The sequence below is a fragment of the Stenotrophomonas sp. P5_A9 genome, from assembly GCF_056400525.1.
Genome location: NZ_JBFULC010000019.1, coordinates 27,489 through 51,559, shown reverse-complemented (window position 1 = coordinate 51,559; position 24,071 = coordinate 27,489). Strand labels below are relative to the sequence as shown.

Sequence of the window (24,071 nt, the reverse complement as noted above, 5' to 3'; positions counted from 1 at the left end):
GGAAAGGGCATGGGGGCCCACCGCCCGATCCGCCGACCACCCGCTTTTGAAAGGATCAAAGCACGCCCTTGCTTACCCCCCACCGCGGCGAAGAAATAAAAAAACGCCCGGCATTGCCGGGCGTTTTTTGTCGCCACACCTGCGGCGCGGATTACTTGATCAGGCGCAGGGTGAAGGGATAACGGTAGGCTTCGCCGTTGTTGGCCTTCACTGCGGCCATGATGCAAAGCACCAGGTTGGCCACCCACACGGCAGCCAGCATCAGCGTGCCGATCAGCACGACCACCAGGATGCTGGAGATGATGTAGGCAATGGCCACGGTGATCTGGAAGTTCAGCGCTTCCTTGGACTGATCGATCACGAACGGCTTGGTGGTGTCGTCCTTGTTGATCAACCAGATGATCAGCGCACCGATGAAACCGGTGAAGATGCCCAGGATGTGCGCCACCAGCGCCATGGTGCGCTGGTCGGCCGGGGCGGTGCCGGCCGGTGCCGGCGGCGGTGCGGTGACGTTGTCGAATTCGCTCACGGTGAAACTCCTTGTTCGGTGTGTGGGTATTGCGCGGCAGGCTCCCCGCCTGCCAGGGCAGCGGCCATAGAATACGTCAATCGTTGCCCGCAACGGTCATCCGGCCGACCAGGATGGAACCCACCTGCACGTGCGAGCGACGGTCCACGTCGCTACCCACCGCCTCGATCCCGGCAAACATGTCCTTGAGGTTGCCGGCGATGGTGATGCCGTCCACCGGATAGCTGATCTCACCGTTCTCCACCCGGAAGCCGCCGGCGCCGCGCGAGTAGTCGCCGGTCACGCCGTTGACGCCCTGCCCCATCAGTTCGGTCACCAGCAAGCCCTGGCCCATCTGCCGCGCGATGCTGGCCAGGTCCCCGGCGTTGGCGGCCACCTTGAGGTTGTGCACGCCACCGGCATTGCCGGTCGTGGGCAGGCCGAGCTTGCGGGCCGAATAGCTGCCCAGGATGTAGCGCTGCAGCACGCCATCGGTGATGAGGGCCGAATTGCGCGTGGCCACGCCGTCGCCATCGAACGCGGACGAGCGCAGGCCGCGACGCAGCAGCGGCAGTTCCTCGATCTGGAACCAGTCCGGGAACAGCCGCGTGTTGACGCTGTCCAGCAGGAAGCTGGCGCGGCGATACAGCGCCCCCCCCGAAACCGCACCCAGCAGGTGGCCGATCAGCGAACGCGCCACTTCCGGCGAGAACAGCACCGGCATCTGCGCGGTGGCCATCGAACGCGGCTGCAGGCGCGCCACGGTGCGTTCGGCGGCACGGCGCCCGATCGCCGCGGCAGACTCGAGGTCTTCACGGGCCAGCGCGCTGCTGTACCAGCCGTCGCGCTGCATGCCGTCGCCCTGGCCGGCAATCAGCGCACAGCCGATCGAATGGTGACTGCTGCGCTCGCGGCCGATGAAGCCGTGCGAATTGGCATACACCGACAGGCTCTGCGAGGTCGCCGCCGACGCGCCATCGGAATTGCTGATGCGCGTGTCCGCCTCGCGGCCGGCCGCTTCACAGGCCAGGGCCAGGTCCAGCGCCTGGTCGGCGCCCAGCGCCCACGGGTGCCAGCCATCGAGGTCGGGGAAGTCCTGGGCCATCAGCGCGGCGTCGGCCAGCCCGGCCGCCGCGTCGTCCTCGGTGTGCCGGGCGATGGCACACGCCTGGGCCACGGTCGACGCCAGGCTGCCCTCCTGCAGGTCGGCAGTACTGGCACTGCCCTTGCGCTGGCCGAAGTAGACGGTCACCGCGATGCCGCGGTCACGGGTGGATTCGACCGTTTCCACCTCGCCCAGGCGCACGTTCACATCCAGCCCGCGCTCGTCGCTGCAGCTGACCTCGGCCTGGGTGGCGCCCAGGGCTTTGGCCCGCTCCAGCAGGCGCTGGGAGATGTCAGCCAGCTGCTCCAGGCGTTGCAGGCTGTCGTCGGCCGGGGAGACTTCAGGGGAGATCACGTTCAATGCTTTATCCTGTACGGGTGAGTGCCTGGCGCAACGCCGGGCACAGTTCTGGATGTGGAAATAAGACGATGCGCGGACGCGACGAAGAAACCGGTGAATTCCTTGACATCAGCCGTAGCCAGAACCGCCGGGCTGCACTGGACGTGCTGGCCCTGGGCGAGAAGCTGGTGTCGCTGACCCCTGCGCAGCTGGCGCGTCTGCCGGTGCCCGAAGATCTGCTGCCGCACATCGCCGAGGCCAAGCGCATCACCGCCCATATCGCCCACAAGCGCCAGCTGGCGTTCCTGGCCAAGCACATGCGCCGCGAAGACGACGCCGTGCTGGATGCGATCCGCGATGCGCTGGATGCCAACAGCGACACCTCGCGTCGTGAAGTGGCCACCATGCACCGCGTCGAAGACTGGCGCGAGCGCCTGTTGAGGGACGGCGACAAGGCGCTGGGCGCGCTGCTGGACGAGTATCCGCACGCCGACCGCCAGCAGCTGCGCACGCTGGTGCGCAACGCCCAGGCCGAAAAAGCCAAGAACAAGCCGCCGCGCGCCTACCGCGAGATCTTCCAGGTACTGCGCACGCTGCTGCTGCCGGCCGCGCTGGGCCTGGAAGGACTGAACACCTCCGACGAAGACCTCGACGCGCAGGACGACGGCGACGAGAACGCCGACGACTGAGCCGCAGTGCCCACGCGACGGCGCCAGCCTCGGGCTGGCGGCCGCGCGCGGCGGGCTGCACGACAGGTGCATCATCGTGCTCAGGCCTGGGTGCCGCCCACGGTGATGCCATCGATCAACAGCGACGGCTGGCCCACGCCGACCGGCACGCTCTGGCCATCCTTGCCGCAGATGCCCACGCCCTCGTCCAGAGCCAGATCGTTGCCGATCATGCGCACCTTCTGCATGGTTTCCGGGCCGTTGCCGATCAGCGTGGCGCCCTTCACCGGCGCGGTGATCTTCCCGTCCTCGATCAGATACGCCTCGGTAGCCGAGAACACGTACTTGCCGCTGGTGATGTCGACCTGGCCGCCACCGAAGTTGACCGCGTACAGGCCCTTCTTGACCGAGCGGATCATTTCTTCCGGATCGTGCTGACCGGCGCGCATGTAGGTGTTGGTCATGCGCGGCATGGTCATGTGCGCGAACGATTCGCGGCGGCCGTTGCCGGTCGGGGCCACGCCCATCAGCCGCGCATTGAGCGAATCCTGCATGTAACCCACCAGGATGCCGTCCTCGATCAGCGTGGTGCACTGGGTCGGGTGGCCCTCGTCATCGATGTTCAACGACCCCCGACGGCCATCGAGGGTGCCGTCGTCGACGATGGTCACGCCCGGCGCGGCCACGCGCTCACCGACGCGGCCGGCGTAGACACTGGTGCCCTTGCGGTTGAAGTCGCCTTCCAGGCCGTGGCCGACCGCCTCGTGCAGCAGCACGCCGGGCCAGCCCGGACCCAGCACCACGGTCATCACCCCGGCCGGAGCCGGAATCGCCTCCAGGTTCACCAGCGCCTGACGCAGTGCCTCGCGCGCGAACCCTTCCGGGCGCCCGTCGGCAAACAATTCCTCGTAGCTGTAGCGACCACCGCCGCCGGCGTAACCGGACTCGCGGCGACCGTGCTGTTCGACGATCACCTGCACGTTCAAGCGCACCAGCGGGCGGATGTCTGCGGCCAGCACGCCGTCGCTGCGCGCGATCAGCACCGTGTCCACGCCGCCGGACAGGCTCACCATCACCTGCTGCACGCGCGGGTCGGCGGCACGCAGGTAGCGGTCCAGACGCTTGAGCATCTCCACCTTGGCTTCATTGCCCATGCCGTCGATCGGGTCCAGCGCCGGATACAGCGCGCGCCCGCCGCCACGCACCAGCGAGCGCGCCTGCTGTGCCCCGCCTTCGCGCGAAATCGCCCGCGCCGACTGCGCCGCGGACAGCAGGGCATCGGCATGGATGTCGTCGGAGTAGGCAAACCCGGTCTTTTCGCCGGCGATGGCGCGGACGCCCACGCCCTGCTCGATCGAGTGCGCACCGTCCTTGACGATGCCGTCTTCCACGCTCCAGCTCTCGCGCCGGGCGTGCTGGAAATACAGGTCGCCAAAGTCGATACCCGGTCCCAGCAGGGTACCGAAGGTGCGTTCCAGGCCGCCGGCATCGAGCCCGGCGGGCAGGAGCAGGCGTTCGTTGGCAAGGGTGAGTGCGTTGTCGGTCATGTCATCTATCTGAGGGCGCCGGCCGCCATCGCAAGCCGGGCGCGGGAAAGGAGTCAGCGTACCGGAGGCGGCAACGCGGCGGGAGCGGCACGCGGCGGCGGCGCGTCCTCGCGGTCGATCACTTCGACCTTGGGCTCGGCCCACGGTCCGGTGACCCGGTAGGTCTTGGCGCCGATCGCGCCCAGCGGCTTGCCCAGCACAGCGTTGGCGGCCGCGCCGACCGCCGCGCCGACCGGCCCGCCGGCCACCGCGCCGACCACGGTCAGCAGGTTGCCCGAGCGCGGGTTGACGTCGATGGTCTGGTCGAACTGCTGGCGGCGCAGATCGGTTTGGCCACGGATGCTGATATTGGCCGCCGGCCCTTCGATCAACACCTTGTCGGTGGTGGCCATGCCGTTGCCGAATGCCAGCGCACCGTCGATCTGGTTGAAGGCGAAGCCCTTGGAGAAGAAGTCGCGGAAGTCGAACATCAACCGGCGCGGCAGCTGGGTCACGCTGAGCAGCCCGAGCACGCGACCGGCCCCGGGCTCCAGTTCCAGCAGCTGGCCATTGCGGGCATTGACCTGCATGTGGCCCTGCAGCGCGCCCAGCTGGAAGTCCGATGGGCCACCCCGCCAACCGGCATCCAGCGTGATCTGGCCCTGACCGCCGCGCAGCTGGCCGCCGTAATCCAGGTTCTGCATCAGCCCGCCCAGGTCCTCGCTTTTCACGTCAACGGTCACCTGGGTGCGGGCGGTATCGCCCATCCCCAACCAGCGGCCCTGGATGTCGATGGCCTGCTTGGGCGCCCGGAACTGCAGCTGGTCCACGCTCAGTCCGTTGCCGAACGGACGCGTGCGCAGCACCGCCTGGCCCAGCTTGGCCTTGCCGAACTGCAGGTCCTCGATGTCCAGCGCCAGCGGCGGAATCTTCGCCGGGTTGGTGTCGTTGGCGCTGGCCTGTACCCGTGCGGGCAGCGTGGCGTCGGCCGGCAGGAGGATCGGCGCGCCACCGGAGGGCACCTTGACCGGGGTGGGCAACGACTGCCAGTGCACACGACTGAGCTTGCCGACGATGGTGCCGCCGTCGGCATTGGGGACGCTCAGCGTGCCGGCCAGCGACGGCCCATCCAGCCGCACCTCGACCGCCGAGGGACTCGGCCGCAGCTGCAGACGGGTCTGCGCGAACAATCCGCCGGCCAACAGCAGCTGCCCCACCTGCACATCCACCTGGCGCAGCGGCATCGGATCCTTGTCATCGCCCCCACCCGGTGCGCGGGCCAGGCCGATCCATTCCAGAGCGTCCAGCGAACCACTGCGGCCATTGACCGCCAGCCCACTGGCGGGCGGCTCGCGGTCGACCTTGTCGCTGCCCAGCGTGACCTGCACGCCGGTCTGGTTGTTGTGGGTCCGCGCGGTCAACGCCAGACGCTGCCCGAACGCCACATCCACGCGCCCGCTGCCCATCGGCAGCTGCGCATTGACGGTGGTCGCCAGCGGTATGGTGGCCACCTTGTCCAGCGGTGCTGGCAGGTCCAAGCGGGTGCCCACCAGGTCCGAGCGCAGGGTCAGCAGGGTCGGCGCTTCGGTCTTGGCGCCCGCGGCGACCTTGGGCAGGGTCACCCCGATCGTCCAGCGCGAATTGCCCTGGATGTACGGCTTGAGCCAGCTCAACTCCGGGGCACGATCCAGCAGCGCATGCGCATCCAGCGCCGCGCTCAGTTCCGATTCGAACGCCTGCTGCGGGTCACGCACATAGCCGCCGGCGCGCAGGCTGAGCTGCCCGTCCTGGCCGAGATGGCGCACGCTCAGGCTGTCGGCGCCGAAGCCGTCGCGGCTGTAGCGGGCCTGCCCCCGCATGCTGTCGAAGGTCAGCGCGAAGCGCTTTTCGGTCAGGGCCACGCCGTTGAGATCAACGGTACCCTGCAGGTGGCCGCCGGGTTGGTCGTGGTGGAGCGGCTGCAGCAGATCGAAGGTGACGGCTGCCGGCCCCTTGGCGGTCAGGTTGTCCAGCGTGTCGGCGTAGGTGGCGTGCAACGGGCTCTGCTTGAGCATCGCCAGCAACGTGCCCGTGTCGGTCTGGGTGGTGGCCTTGACGTACAGCGGGGTCTGGCCGAAATCGACGATGCCCGCATCGAAATGGTTCACCGCCACCCCGGCCAGGTCGCCACTGCCATGCAGTTCAAAGCCGGGGCCGATGAAGGCGATATCGGCATCCACCTTGCCCATCGCCGGCCAGTCGTGCTGGAAGCGGATGGTGCCGTTGCTGATGTGCCCGGTGGCCTCGAAGCGGCCGTTGTTGCGGTCGAACGGCCAGTCTTCCAGGTCGCCGGTGACCAGGCCGATGCCGCCGCGTACCTGCCCGGACACCAAGGCGGCATCGAGCCAGTCGGTGGCGCCCTTGGTCATCTTGGAATGAATCCAGAAACGCTTGGCCGCGGTCATCGGCACATCGTCGATGCGCGCAGCCAGCTGCAGCCACGGGCGGGTGCCATCGCCCTGGAACCAGACGCTGCCGCGCACGTCGGCGGCATAGTCGGTGCCCTGCACGCGCAGCGCCGGGGTGCCGAAGCGCCAGCCGCCGGCCTCGTCGCGCCAGCCCACCAGTTGCCCGGCCAGGCGCACGTCGTGGCGCACGCCAAAGCCGCTCGGCCAATCGAAGTGCAGGGTGCGGGTCGGTTGCAGCGCCAGCTGGAAACCATCGGCGTCGCCACTGAAGCGCCCGCCTACCCCGCTCAGGCCCGGCGCATGCCCGGACGGGGCAAAGCCGACGTCGGCCAGCTCGCCCTGGATCGATACCGGGCCGTCGCGCTCGGCGGCGATCCGCACCTGGGTCATCCGCGCGTGCGGGGCGGCGTGCTGCAGCCACTCGCGCAGGCCCGGTTCGACCCGGTCGCTGAGCGCCAGCCCACGCAGCAGCGCGGTGGCATCGATGTTGTCCCCGGCCAGTGCCATGTGCTGGCCGCCGGCCAACAGCAGCCCGTCCAGGCGTTGTATGTCTGTAGTGCCGGCCAGGCCGATGCGCAGCTGCGGCGCATCGGCGCGCCAGCCCCCTTGCACCCAGCGCCAGCGCGCGCGCAGCTGCAGGGTGTCCAGCGTCAACGCCGGGCGGGTGCCATCGGCCAACGGCGCGCCGCGCAGCTGCAGGCCCTTCAGGTCGGCATCGGCGGTGACCATCACCGGCCGATGGTCGCGCAGGTCCACCCACGCGTTCAATTCACCGGTGCCCTGCTGCAGCGACACGCCGGCGAACTGCAACAACTTGGACCACGCGCGAAAATCGGCCGGGTCGGCTGACAGCCAGGCCTGTCCATCACCGCGATTGCGCTCGAAATCCAGCACGGCGGTCAGCGGCAAGCCATTGAGATCGGCCCAGGCGCGTGCCCCCACGCGCAGGCGCTGACCATTCACGCGCAGGCGCAGATCGATGCGCGGCAGCTCGGCCTGCAGGTTCAGCGACGGCGCATCCACCCGCAGCCGCCCGCCGATCACCTGCAGCTCGCCCAGCCGGCGCAGTGCGTCCAGCGGATCGCCGCTGCCCGACTGCGGCAGACCGCGCACCGACCAGCGACCATCGTCGGCACGCTCCAGCACCAGCGCCAACCCGCGCAGGCGCAGTTCGGTCAGCGAATGTCCGGGCAGCAACCCGGTGTACATCGACACCAGCACCTCGGCCTCGCCGATGGCGATGCCCTGGCCTTCGCCGATGCGCAGCCCCTTGAGCTGCAGCAACGGACCCCGCCGGGTCCAGGCGGTATCGAGGTGATCGAAACGCACCGGCTGCCCGGCCCGCGCGCTCAACCAGGCCGCCACCTTGTCCGGATGACGCTCGGCAAACGGCAACGCTTGGCTGACGGTGCCCACCAGCACCGCCACACATACCAGCACGATCGCCAATGCATATACGGCATGGCGGCGAATCCTTCGCAGTCGCAGTCGGAGCGGCGTGCTCATCGTGACGCGAAAGCATCGGCGCGCGAGCGCGCCAACGCGTGGAGATCAGAGCAGCACGACATCGAACTGCTCCTGCAGGTATTGCTCGTCCGCCTGGAAGCGGATCGATTTGCCGAGGAATTCCTCCAGTTCGGCCACCGCCGAGGATTCCTCATCGGTGATCCGCGCCACCACCTTGGACGAGGCGATCACCAGCAGGCGTGCCGCATCGAACTGGCGCACCGCGCGGGTGATCTCGCGGAAGATCTCGTAGGTGACCGTTTCTGCGGTCTTGATCGAGCCGCGCCCGCTGCACTCCGGGCACGGCTCGGACAGCTGCCGCTCCAGGCTTTCCACGGTGCGCTTGCGGGTCATCTCGACCAGGCCGAGCGGTGAGAAGTCGTAGACGGTGGTCTTGGCATGGTCGCGGGCCAGCGCCTTTTCCAGCGTGCGCAGCACCTGGCGGCGATGCTCGGCATCGTCCATGTCGATGAAGTCGATGATGATGATGCCGCCCAGGTTGCGCAGCCGCAGCTGGCGCGCCACCGCCTGCGCGGCTTCCAGGTTGGTGCGGAACACCGTCTCTTCCAGGTTGCGCTGGCCCAGGAACGAACCGGTGTTCACATCGATCGTGGTCATCGCCTCGGTCTGGTCGATCACCAGGTAACCACCGGACTTGAGCGGCACCTGCTTGTCCAACGCGCGGCCGATCTCGTCCTCCACCCCGAACATGTCGAAGATCGGGCGGTCGCCGCTGTACAGCTCGATCTTCTCGGCCAGCACCGGCATGTACTTGGCCACGAAGGCCTGCAGCTGGCCGAAGGTCTCCTTGGAGTCGACCTTGACCTTGTCCACGTCCTTGCGGATCAGGTCGCGCACCGACCGCAGCGGCAGGCTCAGGTCTTCATAGATCACGCTGAGCGGGGCGGCATCGCGACCACGGCGCTCGACCACGTTCCATACCCGCGACAGGTAGGCCACGTCCTCGGCGATCGCCTCGGCCGGCTGGCCCTCGGCGTTGGTGCGCACGATGTAACCGTAGCCGCCGTGCTGTGCCGACAATTCGGTCACCAGGCTTTTCAGCCGGGCGCGCTCGGCCTCGTCTTCGATCCGCGCCGATACCCCGACCACCTTGGATTGCGGCAGCAGCACCATGTAGCGCGAGGGAATGCTGATCTGGGTGGTCAGGCGGGCACCCTTGGTCCCGATCGGGTCCTTGACCACTTGGACCACGATGTCCTGGCCGTCGCGCAGCAGCTCCACGATCGGCACCGAGGACGGCGGCGGCAGGGTCGTGCCCTCGGTATCGGGGCTGGCCACCGGGGCCGGGCGGATCACATCGTTGGCATGCAGGAACGCCGCGCGTTCCAGCCCGACTTCGACGAAGGCCGCCTGCATGCCCGGCATCACCCGCTGCACCTTGCCTTTGTAGATGTTGCCGACCACGCCGCGACGCCAGCCACGTTCGATATGCAGTTCCTGCAGCATGCCGTTTTCGATGACCGCGACACGGGTTTCCCGCGGGGTGACATTGACCAGGATTTCTTCAGACATGGGCGACTCCCTTCAGTTCAAACGTCTGCAGCAACTGCTCGGTCTGTTGCAGGGGCAAACCCATCACACCCGAATAGCTTCCCGCCAGGTGGCGGATGTAACGTTCGGCGCCGCCCTGGATGGCGTAGGCACCGGCCTTGCCCATCGGTTCGCCGCTGGCCACGTAGGCCGCGATGGCGTCCTGCCCGATATCGATGAAGCTCACCTCGGAAATCACCAGCACGCTGTCCTGGCGCCCCTGGGCGACCACGGCCACGGCGGTCATCACCTGGTGGGTGCGCCCGGACAGGGTCGCCAGCATGGCCGCCGCATCGGCGGCATCGACCGGCTTGCCGAATACCCGGCCATCGAGCACCACTTCGGTGTCCGAACCGATCACCACCGCGTCGGCGTCGCCGCCAACCAGGGCCAGCCCGGCGCGCGCCTTGTCGGCGGCCACCCGCTGCACATAGGCGGTGGCCGATTCGCCAGCGGCACGGACTTCAGGCACCTCAAGGTCCAACGCGTGGAACGGTCGGTCCAGGCGCGTCAGCAGTTCGGTTCGTCGGGGAGATCGAGAGGCAAGATAAAGCATCGAGGAAGCATAACCTGAGCCCACTGTCTGAATCGCGAGCAACCCGTTCGAATCGTGATCAACCCCGTCAAACCTCACGACGCGTTCATCGCCCCGACACCAACCTCAACGTCTTCACAAGGAGATGTACATGCGCCACCCGTCCCTGTCCCCGTTGCTGCTCGCCCTTTCCCTTGCCCTGGGAACCTCCATGACCGCCCACGCCCAGTCCCAGCCTGCCGCTGCCGTCGCCGCCGACAGCACCCTGCTCAACATCTCGGCCAACGCCGAGGCCAAGCGCGTGCCCGACGTGGCCACGCTGTCGGCCGGCGTGGTCACCCAGGCCGTGGACGGCAACAGCGCCATGCGCCAGAACGCCGAGCAGATGGTCAAGGTACTGGCCGCGATCAAGGCCGCCGGGATTGCCGAGCGTGACGTGCAGACCAGTGGAGTCAACCTCAGCCCGCAGTACCGTTACGTGGACAACGAGCCGCCGAAGATCACCGGCTATCAGGCCAGCAACACGGTCAGCCTGAAGGTGCGCGACATCGCCAAGCTGGGCAAGGTGCTCGACGCGCTGGCCGCGCAGGGCGCCAACCAGATCAACGGCCCGCAGTTCGAGATCGACCAGCCCGAGCCGGTCTACGACGAAGCCCGCCTGGCCGCCTTGAAGAAGGCCCAGACCCGCGCCGAAACCTACGCCAAGTCGCTGGGCCTGCGCGTGCGCCGCATCGTGAGCATCTCCGAGAACGGCGGCGGCAACTTCCGCCCGGTGATGATGCGCGCCGCAGCCGCGCCGATGGCCGCCGACGTGTCCACCCCGGTGTCGCCGGGCGAATCGGCGGTGTCGGTCAACCTTGACGTGGTGTTCGACCTGGGCCGCTGAGTCCGGTCCCGGCATCCCCTGACGACGGCGCCTGCGGGCGCCGTCGTCCTGTCCAGGCTGGTTTCCTGAGCGCCAGCCAAACACCGACACGCCCCCTGACTTCCGGCCCGTGCCCGGCTCGGGTATTGCTGTCATTGCGCGGCCCCGTCGTCACCCCCGCCTCAACCCCATCGGCCGCGCCCGCACGTTGATGTTCCCGCACATCTGGCAAGGAGAGTGGCGAATGGTCCGTACGCATCCCCCTGTAGTCCCGCTGCACATCGACGCCTCCCGCGTGCTTGGCATGAGCACCGCGCTGGCCCTGCACGTACTGGCCCTGATGCTGCTGCTGATCCCGGCCGCGTACGTGGCCGCGCCGCTGCCACGGGAGCGGACGCAGGTGCGCCTGCTGGAGCCCGCCGCGGAAAACCCGCCGACCCCGCCGGAGGTCAAAAAGGAAGCGCCCAAGCTGGTCCAGCCGCAGACCACCGTGCCCAAGCCGCAGGTCGCCCCGCTGCCGCCGCCGACCGCCAGCGCCGACGACGCGCTGGCCGTAGCGCCGCTGCCGGCCAGCGACGTGCAGACCCCGAGCCTGGCCCCGGCCGTGCCCACGCCCGCCGCCGGCGGTGCAGGCGCACAACTGCAGTACCGCAGCGCGCCACCGCCGGCCTACCCGGTCGCGGCCCTGCGCAACCACGAGCAGGGCACCGTGCTGCTGCGGGTGCGGGTGGAGGCGGACGGGAAGGCCTCCAGCGTGGTCATTGAGCGCAGCAGCGGCTCGCGGGCGCTGGATACCGCCGCACGCCAGCAGGTGCTGCGCCACTGGCGCTTCGAACCGGCCATGGTAGACGGCAAGGTGGTGCCCGCCGATGGGCTGGTCCCGGTCAGCTTCTCGCTGCCGGAGTGAGGTCTTCGGCACGGGGAGTCCATTCAGACTCCCCGTGTTGGAACGGCTGATACAGAACGTTACGAATTAAGCAATTTTTCACAGCGACGTCACCTGCCGTAAACCTAGATTGTCGCGGTCGTCACTCATTTTCGTGCCGATCCATCGTCATCGTTGGTTTTCCCAGTCAGGAGAGAAGCTGTGAAACACCCGATCCAACGGCTCACCAGCAGCCGCCGCAACACCCTGGCCCATTCCGTGTCCCTCGCCCTCACCGGCAGCGTGCTGCTGCTGGCCGGCGCATTGGCTTCCGGCGCAGCGTTCGCCCAGGAGCAGGCCACCAACCTCGACCGCATCACGGTCACCGGGTCGAACATCCCCCGCACCAATACCGAAACGCCCTCCCCCGTCCAGGTGGTCACCCGCCAGGAAATCGACCGCACCGGCAAGACCACGGTCGCCGAATACCTGCAGACCCTGACCGCCGACGGTTCCGGCTCGATTCCCAAGACGTTCGGCAACGGCTTTGCCGGTGGCGGCGCCGGCATCTCGCTGCGCGGCCTGGGCGCCGGCTCCACGCTGGTGCTGTTGAACGGTCGCCGCATGGCCACCTATGGCCTGGCCGATGACGGGCAGAAGGTCTTCACCGACCTGAGCACCATCCCGCTGGATGCGGTCGAGCGCATTGAAGTCCTCAAGGACGGCGCTTCTGCGATCTACGGTTCGGATGCCATCGCCGGCGTGGTCAACATCATCCTGCGCAGCGACTTCAACGGCGCCATCCTGCGCGCCTCCTACGGCCTGTCCGGTGACAGCGACGGCGATGCCAAGAAGGCCACGCTGACCGCCGGTACCGGCGACCTGGCCACCGATGGCTGGAATGCGTTCTTCAGCCTGGACGTGGGCAAGACCGATGCGATCAAGATCAGCGACCGCAAGGACCGCAAGTGGATCGGCACCGGCGATATCCGGCGCTATGGCTACGGCAACAACGCGCAGTTCCTCGGTGGCGCCTTCCTCAATGGCGGCACCAGCGGCGGCGCCGGCCCGAACGGCTCGGTGTTCGACGATCGCGTGCCGACGGGCGTCACGCCGACGCTGGTGGCGCTGCCGGGCTGCGCAGGCCTGACCACCATTCCCGGTCAGAGCGACGCAACCGCACAGCAGCAGGGCTGCCTCTGGGATCCAAACCAGCAGTACCGTGACCTGACCCCGGAAGAGAAGTACGTCAATGTGTTCGGTCGCGCCAGCTTCGCCTTCGGCGAAGGCGGTGAGATCTACACCGAGATCGGTTACTCCAAGAAGGAAACCACCTTCAGCAACACGCCGTCGGGCGTGTCCGGCAGCTGGGGGTATCCGGAAGGCCCGCGCAACGCCAGCAGCGGCGCCGGCGCCGTCGTCCTGAGCCCGACCCATCCGGACAACCCGATCCAGGGCCAGGCGTCGCGCCTGCGCTACTCGGCATGGGACGTGGGTCCGCGCGTCACCAACAACACCAATGAATTCAACCGTTTCCTGGTTGGCGTCAAGGGCAACTGGGGCGATTGGAGCTACGACACCGCCCTGCTGCATTCGGGTACCGATCTGGTCAACAAGCGCACCGGCTTCCTGCGCTACAGCGCCGTGCAATGCGCGCTCGGCAACCCGGCCTGCCCGGGCGGCGTGTGGCGCATCGGCGACAACGCCGGTCTGAACTCGCAGGCGCTGTATGACTACATCTCGCCGGACATCAGCGCGCGCGCCAAGTCCAGCCTGGATATGTTCGACTTCACCATCTCGCGCAGCCTGATGGACCTCAAGGGCGGTCCGCTTGGCCTGGCGCTGGGTACCGAATGGCGCAAGACCAGCAACAGCCTGACTCCGCAGACCTATACCGATGCCGGCGACATCATCGGCCTGGGCTACTCGGCCTACGATGGCACGCAGAACGTGTATGCCGGCTACGTCGAACTGTCCGCGCCGGTGCTGGAGCAGTTGGAACTGTCCGGCGCGGTCCGCTACGACAAGTACGAAAGCGGCGAAGGCAAGGCGACCCCGAAGGTCGGCATCAAGTGGACCCCGGCCGACTGGATCGCGGTGCGCGGCAGCTACGCCGAAGGCTTCCGTGCGCCCAACCCGGCCGAGAACGGCGACGGTGGCCTGGCCGCCTTCTCCAACGCCCGCGATCCGGTGCGTTGCGCCGCCAGCCCGATCGCCGATGTCGGCACCAACTGCAGTTCGCGTCCGGTGGCCATCATCACCCGTCCGAACAAGGACCTGAAGCCGGAAGAATCCAAGAGCTACTCGTTCGGTGTCGTGCTGCAGCCCACCTCCAGCACCTCGCTGACGGTGGATGCGTGGCAGATCAAGCGCACCAATGAAATCGCTCAGGGTGCCACTGCGGATGCGATCGCAGCCGGCAATGTGCTGCGCGATATCGACCTGATCAATGGCGTCGCAGGCACCGGCACCATCCTGGCGGTCAACACGGACTACATCAATGCCGCCTCGACCCGCGTGCGCGGTATCGATACCGACATCCGCCAGACCTTCGACATCGGTCCGGGCCAGCTGGAAATGGACCTGCAGTGGAGCCATGTGCTCAAGTTCGAGCGCACCGATGCCGACGTGACCGTGGACTACGCAGGTACCCACGGTAACTGCGATGTCACCAACTGCATCGGTACGCCGAAGGATCGCATCAACTTCGGCACCACCTGGAAGCAGGGCCCGTGGAGCGTCAGCGGCGTGGCCAACTACATCTCCAAGATGGACAACACCGACTTCCGCGGTCCGGATGGTTCGTACCAGTTCTCCTACGCCGATGGTACCGACGTTACCAAGATCTCTTCCTTCACCACCTTCGACCTGTCCGGTCGCTGGAACGTGACCGAAGCCTTCGAACTGAACGCGTCGGTGCAGAACCTGTTCGACCGCATCGCTCCGCTGGATCCGACCACCTACGGCGGCGTCAACTACAACCCGCTGCACTTCAGCGGCGCGATCGGCCGTTACTTCACCGTGGGGGCCAAGTACACCTTCAATTGATGTAACCGTCATTGGGGAACTAAAAGCCCGGGCATTGCCCGGGCTTTTTGTTTGGGTTCAACACTGCGTGACCAACCCGATCTGCAAGATCCTTCCATCAATGGAGGGCAGTGTCTTGTTCCGAGGTATGCAGCAGATTGCGCACTGCGACCGCGCGTGGTCGGTGGTCAAGGCGCACCGTGATCCGGCGGTGTCTTCGTTTGCGGCTATCGCGAGCGTGAGGGCCCCGTAGCGGCCGGTAGGCCCCTGGCGCAAATGTCCCCCGGCCTGGCGGCCTCCTCCTTTATTTTGCCCAGGAGCCTACCGCCCGCKAYGGGGCTCGGCTGCGTTAAGCAGGTGGAAGCCAGGCTGTTTTGCCGCTGGTCAGTGGGTCGGGCGCTGGGCCGCCATGCCCTTGGAGGCGAAATAAAGGAGGAGGCCGCTCCGCGGCCGGGGGCGTCGCCGGAAAGGGCATGGSGGCCCAGCGTCCGACCCACCGACTACCGCGTCAGAAAACGTCCAGCGCACACGTCCTGCTTGGCAGGGGAAAAAAGCAAAAAAAAAGCCTCGCATCGCTGCGAGGCTTTTAAAACTTGGCGCCCGAAGTTGGACTCGAACCAACGACCCCCTGATTAACAGTCAAGTGCTCTAACCGGCTGAGCTATTCGGGCGGGGTGCGCATTGTAGCCCGTTTTTTACAGGATGTAACCCGTTTCCCGCGAAATTCTTCACACAGGTTGCAACGCGTGCGATCAGGCCCGGTGATACGGATGGTTGGCCAGCATCGCCGCCGCGCGGTACAGCTGCTCGGCCACCACCAGCCGCACCAGCATGTGCGGCAGCGTCAGCGGACCGATCGACCACTTCTCGTCGGCCAGTGCCGATACCTCCGACGAATGTCCTTCCGGCCCGCCGATCAGGAACGCCAGGTCCCTGCCCTGCCCGCGCCAGTGCTCCAGACGCTGCGCCAGCTGCTCCGAACTGAGCTGCCGACCCGGCACGTCCAGCGCCACCACGTAGGCATTCTTCGGCAATGCCGCGATCACCCGCTTGCCCTCCTCATCGGTGGCACGGCGCGCATCGCGGCCCTTGCCGCGCAGGCCCGGCTCGATCTCCACCAGCTCGAACGGCAACCAGTGCGAAAGGCGCTTCTGGTACTCGGCAAATCCCTGCGCCACCCACGCAGGGGCGCGCTCGCCGGTGGCGATCAACCTGGCCTTCATCTGCACTCTCCCGGCATCGGGGCGATGCCGTTGAAATGACAACGGCGCCATCGGCGCCGTCATCGTGACTCCAACGCGAGCGCTCAGCGCGCGTCGTGGTTGTACTCGTCGCCTTCATCAGCGTCGTCGAGCAGGCTCGGCGGCTGATCGCCGACCGTCCACAGACGCTCCAGCGCGTAGAACTCGCGCACGCGCGGCAGCATCACATGCACCACCACGTCGCCCAGATCGACCAGCACCCACTCGGCTTCGCGCTCGCCTTCCACGCCCAGCGGCATCATGCCCAGCTGCTTGGCGAACTTGACCACCTCATCGGCAATCGACTTCACGTGCCGGCTGGAGGTGCCCGAGGCGATCACCATGTAATCGGCGACGCTGGACTTGCCGATCACGTCGATTTCGACGAGATCCTTGGCCTTCAGTTCTTCGGTGGCCTTGCGCACGCACTCCAGCAGCTGGAGGGTGGACGGCGCCGGATTCGGCATTTGGACCTTGATGGTCTGGGGCTGGGCTTGGTTGCTCAAAGCGGGTGGACTCGATAAATGTGGGGCCGATTATACGGGCCCGGGCGCCCGAGCGTATTCACGGTGAAGGGGCGCCGTACAGGCCGCGCTCGGCGATGTAGTCGGCCACCACCGCCGGCAGCAGCGCCCGCCAGTCGCCGCCGGTCGCGATCCGCTGGCGTACCGCACTGGCCGATTCCTCGCGCAACGGGGCCTGCAGCCGCAGCACGCGCCCGGCCGGCGCGCCCAGCAGCTCGCGTTCGTGGCGGGCCCAGCGGCCCTCCAGCGCGGTGGCCAGGGCCGGCGGCAGGTCCTTCTCCAGCGGGCTGCCGGGACGGTCGGCAACGATGAAGTGGGCCAGCCCGAACAGTGCCTCCCACTCATGCCAGCCGGTCAGGCCAAGCAGGCTGTCGGCGCCGACCAGCCAGGCCAGGGGCTGGTGCGGGCCCAGCTCGGCGCGCAGTTCGCGCAGGGTGTCCACGCTGTAGGACGGTACCCCCGGCTGGCGTGCCGCCCGCGCCAGCTCGCGGCGATCCAGCAGCAGGCCCGGCTCCTCGCCGATCGCCAGGGCCAGCATGTGGGCGCGTTGTTCAGCATCGGCACCCGGTGGGGCGCGGTGGGGCGGGTCGGCGGCTGGCAGCAGGCGCACGGCGACCTGCAGCTGGTCGCGCGCGGCGCGGGCGATGGCCAGGTGCCCCAGATGCACCGGATCGAAGGTGCCGCCGTAATGGATGCGCAGGCCCATGCCGCTCAGGCGCGGGCCAGCAGGCGCACCGCGCGGGCTTCGGACACCGCCAGCAGCAGGCGTTCCACGCCCAGCCAGGGATCGCCGTCGGCGCGCCCCTTGGCCATGCGGTCGACCAGCCCGGCCTCGGCCACGAAACGGTCCCAGCGCCTGGGCTCGGGATGACGCTGCAGGGCGCGCTTGAACGGGGCCTGGCGCGATTCCCAGATGCCACGGCTCTTCATCTCTGCGGCCACGTTTCCGCCACGCGCCTGCACCCGCGCCAGTCCGGCGGTGGACAGCAGCTCGCGGATCACCATCGGCATCAAGGCGGCCACCGCTTCACCCTCCCCGCGCAGCCCGGCCAGCATCCTCAGCACCGCCGCCGGCTGCCCGGAGAAACTGGCTTCGAGCAGGCGGAAGACGTCGTAACGGGCCGCATCGGCAACCAGCGACTCCATCGTCTGCACGTCCAGGGTCTGGCCGGCGGCCAGCAGCGCCAGCTTGTCGATCTCCTGCGCGGCGGCCAGCAGATTGCCTTCCACCCGCTCGGCCAGGCGCTGCACCGCGGCCGGCTCGGCACGCAGGCCCTTGGCGCGCAGGCGGCGCTCGATCCAGTCGGGCAGTTCATGCGGCTTGATCGCCCAGGCCACCGACAGCACGCCGACGCGATTGACCGCCTCGGCCCACTTGCCCTGGTGGGCCTTGCTCCATTCGTTGCAGGTGATCATCAGGATCACGTCCGGCGCCGGGTTGGCGCAGAACTGGCTGATCACCTCGGCGCCGTCCTTGCCCGGCTTGCCGCTGGGCAGGCGCAGCTCCATCAGCCGGCGGGCGCTGAACAGGCTGGGCGCATTGAAACTGGCACCGACCTGGTCCCAATCGAAATCGCGGCCATCGGCATCGAACACCTCACGCTCGTCGATGCCATCGGCACGCGCGCGGGCACGCACCGCATCGGCCGCTTCGAGGACGCGCAGGGTTTCCGGACCGGCGATCAGGTAAACCGGTGACAGCCCCTGGCTGGCCGGTTGACTGGCGAGTTGTTCGGGTCGCAGTTCCATCCTGGCGCGCCGGTCCGCGGGCGGACCGGTCAGTGCCCCTGGGTGGGGGCGGCCGGCGGCGGCACCGGCGGTTCGACCGGTGCGGTGGCCGGGGCGGCCGGCTTGGCCGGCACGCGGCCTTCCATCTCGGCCCGCACCACGCTGTCGATACGACGCATGATCGACGCCGACATCTCACGACGCAGTTCGTCGGCCAGGATTTCGCGCTCGGTGGTGGTACCGGTGGCGTCGGTGGGCGGCGACACGTAATCGCGCGAGAGCTCGATCACCTGCTGCGGCACCAGCTCGCTGCCATCCTCACGCAGGAACTTGAAGATCACCGCGTAGCGCAGGCTGTATTCCTGGGCGCGGCCCTGTGCATCGATGGCGATCGGCAGATCACCCCAACGCTCGGACATCACCTGCAGCTGCGCGACCTTGCCGGTGCTGCCCGGTTCGGCGGCGCTGTCCGGCTCGGCGACCTGCGCGCCCGACGCCTGCAGCCCGCGACGCAGCAGCTTGGCCAGTTCGCTGTAGGGGGCGCTGGAGACCACCTGCACCGCGGCGGTGTCGGCCGGCAGCATCAGCTTGTTGCGCATATGGAAGCCACACCCGGCGAGGGTCGCGGTCAGAACGAGGGCAAGCAGGAATCGGGTCATGGGCACAGTCTGGGGGAGCCGGGCGGGCGCGGCAACAGGCATAGAAGATGCCCGATGCCGCGTGAACGTGACTTGAGACAGACGGCCGCGGTCAGGCGGCCACGATGTTCACGATCTTGCCGGGCACGATGATGATCTTGCGCACGGTCAGGCCGTCCAGGAACTTGGCCGCGTTCGGCTCGGCCAGGCCCAGCGCTTCGATCTGGTCGCGCGCGGCGTCGGCGGCCACCTCGATGGTGCCGCGCAGCTTGCCGTTGACCTGCACCGCCAGCGTCACCGCGTCGCGCACCAGCGCGGCCGGATCGGATTGCGGGAACACCTGGTCTTCCAGCAGCGTCTCGCCATGGCCCAGCACCTGCCACAACGCATGGCTGGCATGCGGGGTGATCGGGTTGAGCAGCAGCACGGTGGCCTGCAGCGCTTCCTGGCGGACCGCGCGGCCCTGCTCGCTGACATCGTCGAACTTGGCCAGGGCGTTCATCAGTTCCATCACCGCGGCAATGGCGGTGTTGAAGCTGTGGCGGCGACCATAGTCGTCACTGACCTTGCCGATGGTTTCATGGGTCTTGCGACGCAGTACCTTCTGCTCGGCGCTCAGTGCAGCCACGTCCAGCGCCGGGGCGACGCCCTCGGCGGCATGCTTCTGCACCTGGGCCCACAAGCGGCGCAGGAAGCGGGCCATGCCGTCCACGCCGGCTTCGTTCCACTCCAGCGACTGTTCCGGCGGCGCGGCGAACATCGAGAACAGGCGCACGGTGTCGGCCCCGTACTTGCCCACCATCGCCTGCGGATCCACGCCGTTGTTCTTCGACTTGGACATCTTCTCGGTACCGCCGATCACCACCGGCTGGCCGTCGGCGATCAGGGTGGCGCCGGTGATGCGGCCGCGCTCGTCGCGCTGCACGTCCACGTCGGCCGGGTTGATCCAGTCCTTGGAGCCATCCGGGTTGGGCCGGTAATAGGTTTCCGCGATCACCATGCCCTGGCACAGCAGGTTCTGCGCCGGTTCGTTGCTGTCCACCATCCGCGCATCACGCAGCAGCTTGTGGAAGAAACGGAAGTACATCAGGTGCAGGATCGCGTGCTCGATGCCACCGATGTACTGGTCCACCGGCAGCCAGTAGTTGCCGCGCTTGTCGACCGCATCGCGGGCGCCGGGCGAGGTGTAGCGCGCGTAGTACCAGCTCGACTCCATGAAGGTGTCGAAGGTGTCGGTCTCGCGCTCGGCCGCGCCGCCGCAGTCCGGGCAGGTGGTCTTGCGCCATTCCGGGTCGGCCTTGATCGGCGAACCGGTGCCGACGAAATTGACGTTTTCCGGCAGCACCACCGGCAGCTGTTCTTCGGGCACCGGCAACGCGCCGCACTTGGGGCAGTAGATCACCGGGATCGGGCAGCCCCAGTACCGCTGGCGGCTCACGCCCCAGTCGCGCAGGCGGTAGTTGACGCGGCGCTGGCCCTGGGCCTTGCGTTCGAAACGCTCGGCCAGGGCTTCGAAGGCACCCTGGAAGTCCAGGCCATCGAACTCTTCGGAGTTGACCAGCTCGGTATCGCGGGTCTTGTCGCCGTACCAGTCCTGCCAGCGGGTGGCGTCGTAGGCCACCTCGTCCTTGCGCGGCGTCTTCAGCGCGATGACCTGCCGGATCGGCAGTCCGTACTTGTTGGCGAATTCGTTGTCGCGCTGGTCGTGGCCGGGCACGGCCATCACCGCGCCGGTGCCATAGCCCATCAGCACGAAGTTGGCCACCCACACCGGCACCTGGGCGCCGGTGACCGGATGCACGGCGCGCAGGCCGGTATCCATGCCACGCTTTTCCTGGGTCTCCAGTTCGGCTTCGGACACGCCGCCCTGCTTCATCTCGGCCAGCAGCGCGGCCAGCGCGGGATTGGTCTTGGCCGCATGCTGGGCCAGCGGGTGCTCGCCGGCGATCGACACGAAGGTCACGCCCATCACGGTGTCCGGACGGGTGGTGAACACGCGCAGCGGATCCAGCGCGCTGCCGTCGGCATCGCGCACGTCGAACTGGATTTCCAGCCCTTCGGAGCGGCCGATCCAGTTGCGCTGCATGGTCTTGACCGAATCGGGCCAGCCCGGCAGTTCATCCAGGCCGTCCAGCAGTTCCTGGGCGTAATCGGTGATGCGCAGGAACCACTGCGGAATCTCGCGCTTTTCCACCAGGGCGCCCGAGCGCCAGCCGCGGCCGTCGATGACCTGCTCGTTGGCCAGCACGGTCTGGTCGACCGGGTCCCAGTTGACCACCGCATTGCGGCGGTAGGCCAGGCCCTTGCGCATCAGCCGGGTGAACATGCGCTGCTCGTGCACGTAGTACTCCGGCGTGCACGTGGCGAACTCACGCGACCAGTCGATCGCATAGCCCATGGACTTGAACTGGCCACGCATGTGCTCGATGTTGGCGTAGGTCCACTTGGCCGGTGCGGTCTTGTTCTTGATCGCCGCGTTCTCGGCCGGCAGGCCGAACGCGTCCCAGCCCATGGGCTGCAGCACGTTGTACCCGGTCATCCGCTTGTAGCGGCTGATCACGTCGCCGATCGTGTAGTTGCGCACGTGGCCCATGTGCAGCGCACCGGACGGGTACGGCAGCATCGAGAGGCAGTAGTACTTCGGCTTGTCCGAGGTCTCGGTGACCTCGAAGGCACGCGTGGCATCCCAGAACTTCTGGGCGGCGGATTCAACCTGCTGCGGATCGTAAACGTTGGGTTCGACGCTGGTCATGGAAACGCTAGTGCGGCGGCAAAGCGGGAGAGGATACCGCAGTGCGGCAAGGCGCTCCAATCGAGCACCGGAACGCCCGGCCCGCCTCGCTCTCCCGCCGGCGCAAGCCCCACGGTGCGCTGATCGGGGGGGGCGGGACGCCGTGCCAGGGGCGCCCGCACGGTAAGAACCTCAGACTGGAACGCGGCTTTTCCCGCCAAGGACACAGGAGATTCCCTATCCCGGGCCGACCGCCGCCTGCAGCAGCCTTGTGGCGCAGGGGTTGCCCGGCTCCCGGCCCTGCACGGCCAAGGCCGCCCTTTCGGAGCCGATCAAGGAGATACACATCATGCAGCGCATTGCTCAGGCGGCTCTTGCCGTCGGCATGGCCATCGGCGGGGTTGCTTCGGCCCATGCCGCCAGCTTCAATTGTGCCTACACGCTCGATGACGGAAGTTTCGGGATGTACCCGGTGGAGGCGGCCGATGGCACCGATGCCACCAACCAGGCCATTGTGCTGATCCGTCGGGACCATCCAACGGCCGGCTTCACCCTTCAGTGCCACGAAGACTGAAACCAGCGGGGCGCTAAATCGCGCCCCGCACCTTGCGCAACGCTACCGGTAGCGCCGCCACCAGCCACATCGCCCAGACGGCGAAGGCCAGCCGCTGCGCCAGCGGCGCCGGCATCCATGCCTGCAGCACGAACGCGGCCAGCACCATCCCCGCCGCGCAGCCGAGGTGCAGGAACGCCTGCGCGCGCCAGCCCGGCACGCGCAGCGCACCCAGCCCATACAGCAGTGTGCCCGGCGCGAATGCCAGCACCCACACCATCCACGCACTGGCGTGGAACTGGCTGGCCGGGCTTTCGATATCGCTGGCATCCAGCGATAGCAGCCCCATCGCGGCGAAGCCGGCCCCGGCCAGCACAAGCAACTGGACGCCCACGCGCAGCGTCCAGGGCGCCGTGCGCGGCACCCGCCGCAGCAGGCGCAGCGCCACGCCGCAGGCCAACGCCCCCGGCAGCACCAGCGCCAGCCAATTGAACGCCTGCGCATGCGGCACCCCGGTTGCGCCCAGCAGCGCTACCGGATGCGACAGCGCGCGGTACCCCGGCAGCGCCGCACCGAAGCCGGCGACCGCCACAACGAACACAAACGCGGCAAGCGCGCCGATGCCGCGATCGATACGGGGTGAAATGTGCATGAAGGTCTGCCTGGGCCCAAGGGAACGCCGCGCATTGTCACCGGTTTGCGCCGATCCCGTGCGTCGGGGTTGCGTCCCGCAACCGGCGCACCCATACACTGCGTACATCTTTACTCGTTGATTGCCGACCATGAGCGAATTGCCGCACGTCTTCGACGCCACCACCGCCACCTTCGAAGCCGAGGTCCTGCAGAAGTCCCTGCAGACGCCGGTGCTGGTGGATTTCTGGGCTCCCTGGTGCGAGCCCTGCAAAACACTCGGCCCGATGCTGGAAAAGCTGGCTGGCGAATACCACGGCGCATTCGAGCTGGCCAAGGTCGATGTGGACCAGGAGCAGCAGATCGCGGCCGCCTTCCAGATCCGCTCGGTGCCGACGGTGTTCCTGGTCAAGGGCGGCCAGTTGGTCGACGGCTTCCCCGGCGCGCTGCCGGAAGGCCAGATCCGCGAGTTCCTGACCCAGCACGGGGTTACCCCGGCCGAGCCGGTCACCGAGGCGGTGGCCGAACCGGAGCCGCTGGATCCCCAGGCCCAGGTGGATGTGCTGCGTGCTGCGATCGCCGCCGAGCCGGACAAGGACGAACTCAAGCTGGACCTCGCCCTGGCCCTGCTGCAGACCGGCGCCAGCGCCGAAGCCAGCACGCTGATCGACGCGCTGCCCGCCAACCTGGCCACCGACGACCGTGCGGTGCGCGCCCGTGCGCGTCTGGATTTCGCGATTGCCCTGCAGGATGCGCCCGCGCCTGAGGTGCTGGACGCATGCATTGCTGCCAACGGCGATGACCTGCAGGCCCGCCACCTGCGCGGTGTGCAGCTGCTGCTGGGCGGGCAGGACGAGGCCGCGCTGGAGCATTTCCTGGAGATGCTGCGCCGCGACCGCGGTTTCGCCGAAGGCCTGCCGCGCAAGCTGCTGATCGATGCCTTCAAGGTGATCGGGGACGATGACCTGATCGGCCGCTACCGCCGGCGCATGGCCTCGCTGCTGTTCTGATCCCGGCGCGGTGTCGCCCGGGAGATGCCGGATGCGACACCGACTTCTAACGGATTCCACGTGTCCTGGGCGTG

At 67.8% G+C, this 24,071-nt stretch carries 19 protein-coding genes and 1 tRNA gene; 6 read left to right on the top strand and 14 right to left on the bottom strand.

Annotated elements, in window-relative coordinates; genetic code table 11:
* Positions 1-151 precede the first annotated feature (151 nt).
* Together AC1DR7_RS08295 and pmbA are read right to left on the bottom strand one after the other, a co-directional pair.
* A complete protein-coding gene (locus tag AC1DR7_RS08295) occupies positions 152-529 on the bottom strand; it encodes a DUF4870 domain-containing protein (RefSeq protein WP_256775916.1) in 378 nt (125 codons plus the stop codon).
* Positions 530-605: 76 nt separating this feature from the next.
* Positions 606-1,973, bottom strand: coding sequence for a metalloprotease PmbA (pmbA, locus tag AC1DR7_RS08290; protein WP_256775915.1), 1,368 nt, complete (start codon positions 1,971-1,973; stop codon positions 606-608).
* Between the two features lie 68 nt (positions 1,974-2,041).
* Here pmbA and yjgA point away from each other — a divergent pair, with 68 nt between their 5' ends.
* Positions 2,042-2,641 (top strand): ribosome biogenesis factor YjgA, encoded by a 600-nt coding sequence (gene yjgA, locus AC1DR7_RS08285; RefSeq protein ID WP_478051354.1) that lies wholly within the window; start codon positions 2,042-2,044, stop codon positions 2,639-2,641.
* Positions 2,642-2,721: 80 nt separating this feature from the next.
* Here yjgA and tldD read toward each other — a convergent pair whose 3' ends face one another.
* The 4 genes from tldD to AC1DR7_RS08265 are packed head-to-tail and all read right to left on the bottom strand — an operon-like array spanning position 2,722 to position 10,206.
* Complete coding sequence (gene tldD, locus AC1DR7_RS08280) at positions 2,722-4,167, bottom strand: metalloprotease TldD (RefSeq protein ID WP_256775913.1); 1,446 nt, start codon at positions 4,165-4,167, stop codon at positions 2,722-2,724.
* Between the two features lie 53 nt (positions 4,168-4,220).
* Positions 4,221-8,099: a YhdP family protein gene (locus tag AC1DR7_RS08275; protein ID WP_478052735.1), complete on the bottom strand. Its 3,879-nt coding sequence runs from the start codon at positions 8,097-8,099 to the stop codon at positions 4,221-4,223.
* 45 nt (positions 8,100-8,144) lie between these two features.
* Entirely contained in the window at positions 8,145-9,632 is a 1,488-nt protein-coding gene (gene rng, locus AC1DR7_RS08270) for a ribonuclease G (RefSeq protein WP_478051352.1), read from the bottom strand.
* The gene (locus AC1DR7_RS08265; protein ID WP_457318765.1) at positions 9,625-10,206 is read right to left on the bottom strand and encodes a Maf family nucleotide pyrophosphatase; all 582 of its coding nucleotides are present in this window, start codon (positions 10,204-10,206) and stop codon (positions 9,625-9,627) included. The genes rng and AC1DR7_RS08265 overlap by 8 nt, the downstream gene beginning before the upstream one ends.
* Positions 10,207-10,336: 130 nt before the next feature.
* On the opposite strand from AC1DR7_RS08265, the gene AC1DR7_RS08260 reads away from it, so the two are divergent.
* The 3 genes from AC1DR7_RS08260 (at position 10,337) to AC1DR7_RS08250 (ending at position 14,963) form a co-directional block, all read left to right on the top strand.
* The gene (locus AC1DR7_RS08260) at positions 10,337-11,071 is read left to right on the top strand and encodes an SIMPL domain-containing protein (RefSeq protein WP_457318763.1); all 735 of its coding nucleotides are present in this window, start codon (positions 10,337-10,339) and stop codon (positions 11,069-11,071) included.
* A gap of 223 nt (positions 11,072-11,294) precedes the next feature.
* Entirely contained in the window at positions 11,295-11,957 is a 663-nt protein-coding gene (locus AC1DR7_RS08255; RefSeq protein WP_457318762.1) for an energy transducer TonB, read from the top strand.
* A 180-nt stretch (positions 11,958-12,137) separates the two neighbouring features.
* On the top strand, positions 12,138-14,963 hold the full coding sequence (locus AC1DR7_RS08250) for a TonB-dependent receptor (protein WP_256775907.1): 2,826 nt from the start codon (positions 12,138-12,140) through the stop codon (positions 14,961-14,963).
* A 573-nt stretch (positions 14,964-15,536) separates the two neighbouring features.
* Here AC1DR7_RS08250 and AC1DR7_RS08245 read toward each other — a convergent pair.
* The 7 genes from AC1DR7_RS08245 to leuS all read right to left on the bottom strand — a co-directional run bounded on the left by AC1DR7_RS08245 (position 15,537) and on the right by leuS (position 21,825).
* Positions 15,537-15,613 (bottom strand) — tRNA-Asn (locus AC1DR7_RS08245).
* Positions 15,614-15,694: 81 nt separating this feature from the next.
* A complete protein-coding gene (rlmH, locus tag AC1DR7_RS08240; protein ID WP_457318760.1) occupies positions 15,695-16,165 on the bottom strand; it encodes a 23S rRNA (pseudouridine(1915)-N(3))-methyltransferase RlmH in 471 nt (156 codons plus the stop codon).
* Positions 16,166-16,248: 83 nt separating this feature from the next.
* The gene (rsfS, locus tag AC1DR7_RS08235) at positions 16,249-16,650 is read right to left on the bottom strand and encodes a ribosome silencing factor (protein WP_256775905.1); all 402 of its coding nucleotides are present in this window, start codon (positions 16,648-16,650) and stop codon (positions 16,249-16,251) included.
* A gap of 97 nt (positions 16,651-16,747) precedes the next feature.
* Positions 16,748-17,413 carry a nicotinate-nucleotide adenylyltransferase gene (gene nadD / locus AC1DR7_RS08230; protein ID WP_457318757.1) on the bottom strand — a complete coding sequence of 222 codons (666 nt, stop codon included), beginning with the start codon at positions 17,411-17,413 and terminating at the stop codon, positions 16,748-16,750.
* Positions 17,414-17,418: 5 nt separating this feature from the next.
* Positions 17,419-18,456, bottom strand: coding sequence for a DNA polymerase III subunit delta (gene holA / locus AC1DR7_RS08225; protein ID WP_457318755.1), 1,038 nt, complete (start codon positions 18,454-18,456; stop codon positions 17,419-17,421).
* A 29-nt stretch (positions 18,457-18,485) separates the two neighbouring features.
* Positions 18,486-19,094: an LPS-assembly lipoprotein LptE gene (locus AC1DR7_RS08220; protein ID WP_457318753.1), complete on the bottom strand. Its 609-nt coding sequence runs from the start codon at positions 19,092-19,094 to the stop codon at positions 18,486-18,488.
* A 91-nt stretch (positions 19,095-19,185) separates the two neighbouring features.
* Positions 19,186-21,825, bottom strand: a complete 2,640-nt coding sequence (leuS, locus tag AC1DR7_RS08215; RefSeq protein WP_478052734.1) for a leucine--tRNA ligase — start codon at positions 21,823-21,825, stop codon at positions 19,186-19,188.
* A 328-nt stretch (positions 21,826-22,153) separates the two neighbouring features.
* Between leuS and AC1DR7_RS08210 the strand changes: the two genes are divergently transcribed.
* Entirely contained in the window at positions 22,154-22,378 is a 225-nt protein-coding gene (locus tag AC1DR7_RS08210; protein ID WP_256777755.1) for a hypothetical protein, read from the top strand.
* Positions 22,379-22,391: 13 nt separating this feature from the next.
* Here the strand turns inward: AC1DR7_RS08210 and AC1DR7_RS08205 are convergent, their stop codons facing one another.
* The gene (locus AC1DR7_RS08205) at positions 22,392-23,009 is read right to left on the bottom strand and encodes a DUF998 domain-containing protein (protein WP_457322018.1); all 618 of its coding nucleotides are present in this window, start codon (positions 23,007-23,009) and stop codon (positions 22,392-22,394) included.
* Between the two features lie 130 nt (positions 23,010-23,139).
* On the opposite strand from AC1DR7_RS08205, the gene trxA reads away from it, so the two are divergent.
* Positions 23,140-23,997 (top strand): thioredoxin, encoded by an 858-nt coding sequence (trxA, locus tag AC1DR7_RS08200; RefSeq protein ID WP_457318916.1) that lies wholly within the window; start codon positions 23,140-23,142, stop codon positions 23,995-23,997.
* Positions 23,998-24,071: the final 74 nt, after the last annotated feature.

Excerpts from the sequence above, each read along its gene's own strand:
- yjgA (WP_478051354.1), top strand. The coding sequence starts at position 2,042 with ATGCGCGGACGCGACGAAGAAACCGGTGAATTCCTTGACATCAGCCGT.
- tldD (WP_256775913.1), bottom strand. The coding sequence starts at position 4,167 with ATGACCGACAACGCACTCACCCTTGCCAACGAACGCCTGCTCCTGCCC.
- AC1DR7_RS08275 (WP_478052735.1), bottom strand. The coding sequence starts at position 8,099 with ATGAGCACGCCGCTCCGACTGCGACTGCGAAGGATTCGCCGCCATGCC.
- rng (WP_478051352.1), bottom strand. The coding sequence starts at position 9,632 with ATGTCTGAAGAAATCCTGGTCAATGTCACCCCGCGGGAAACCCGTGTC.
- AC1DR7_RS08265 (WP_457318765.1), bottom strand. The coding sequence starts at position 10,206 with ATGCTTTATCTTGCCTCTCGATCTCCCCGACGAACCGAACTGCTGACG.
- AC1DR7_RS08260 (WP_457318763.1), top strand. The coding sequence starts at position 10,337 with ATGCGCCACCCGTCCCTGTCCCCGTTGCTGCTCGCCCTTTCCCTTGCC.
- AC1DR7_RS08255 (WP_457318762.1), top strand. The coding sequence starts at position 11,295 with ATGGTCCGTACGCATCCCCCTGTAGTCCCGCTGCACATCGACGCCTCC.
- rlmH (WP_457318760.1), bottom strand. The coding sequence starts at position 16,165 with ATGAAGGCCAGGTTGATCGCCACCGGCGAGCGCGCCCCTGCGTGGGTG.
- rsfS (WP_256775905.1), bottom strand. The coding sequence starts at position 16,650 with ATGCCGAATCCGGCGCCGTCCACCCTCCAGCTGCTGGAGTGCGTGCGC.
- nadD (WP_457318757.1), bottom strand. The coding sequence starts at position 17,413 with ATGGGCCTGCGCATCCATTACGGCGGCACCTTCGATCCGGTGCATCTG.
- holA (WP_457318755.1), bottom strand. The coding sequence starts at position 18,456 with ATGGAACTGCGACCCGAACAACTCGCCAGTCAACCGGCCAGCCAGGGG.
- AC1DR7_RS08220 (WP_457318753.1), bottom strand. The coding sequence starts at position 19,094 with ATGACCCGATTCCTGCTTGCCCTCGTTCTGACCGCGACCCTCGCCGGG.
- leuS (WP_478052734.1), bottom strand. The coding sequence starts at position 21,825 with ATGACCAGCGTCGAACCCAACGTTTACGATCCGCAGCAGGTTGAATCC.
- AC1DR7_RS08210 (WP_256777755.1), top strand. The coding sequence starts at position 22,154 with ATGCAGCGCATTGCTCAGGCGGCTCTTGCCGTCGGCATGGCCATCGGC.
- AC1DR7_RS08205 (WP_457322018.1), bottom strand. The coding sequence starts at position 23,009 with ATGCACATTTCACCCCGTATCGATCGCGGCATCGGCGCGCTTGCCGCG.
- trxA (WP_457318916.1), top strand. The coding sequence starts at position 23,140 with ATGAGCGAATTGCCGCACGTCTTCGACGCCACCACCGCCACCTTCGAA.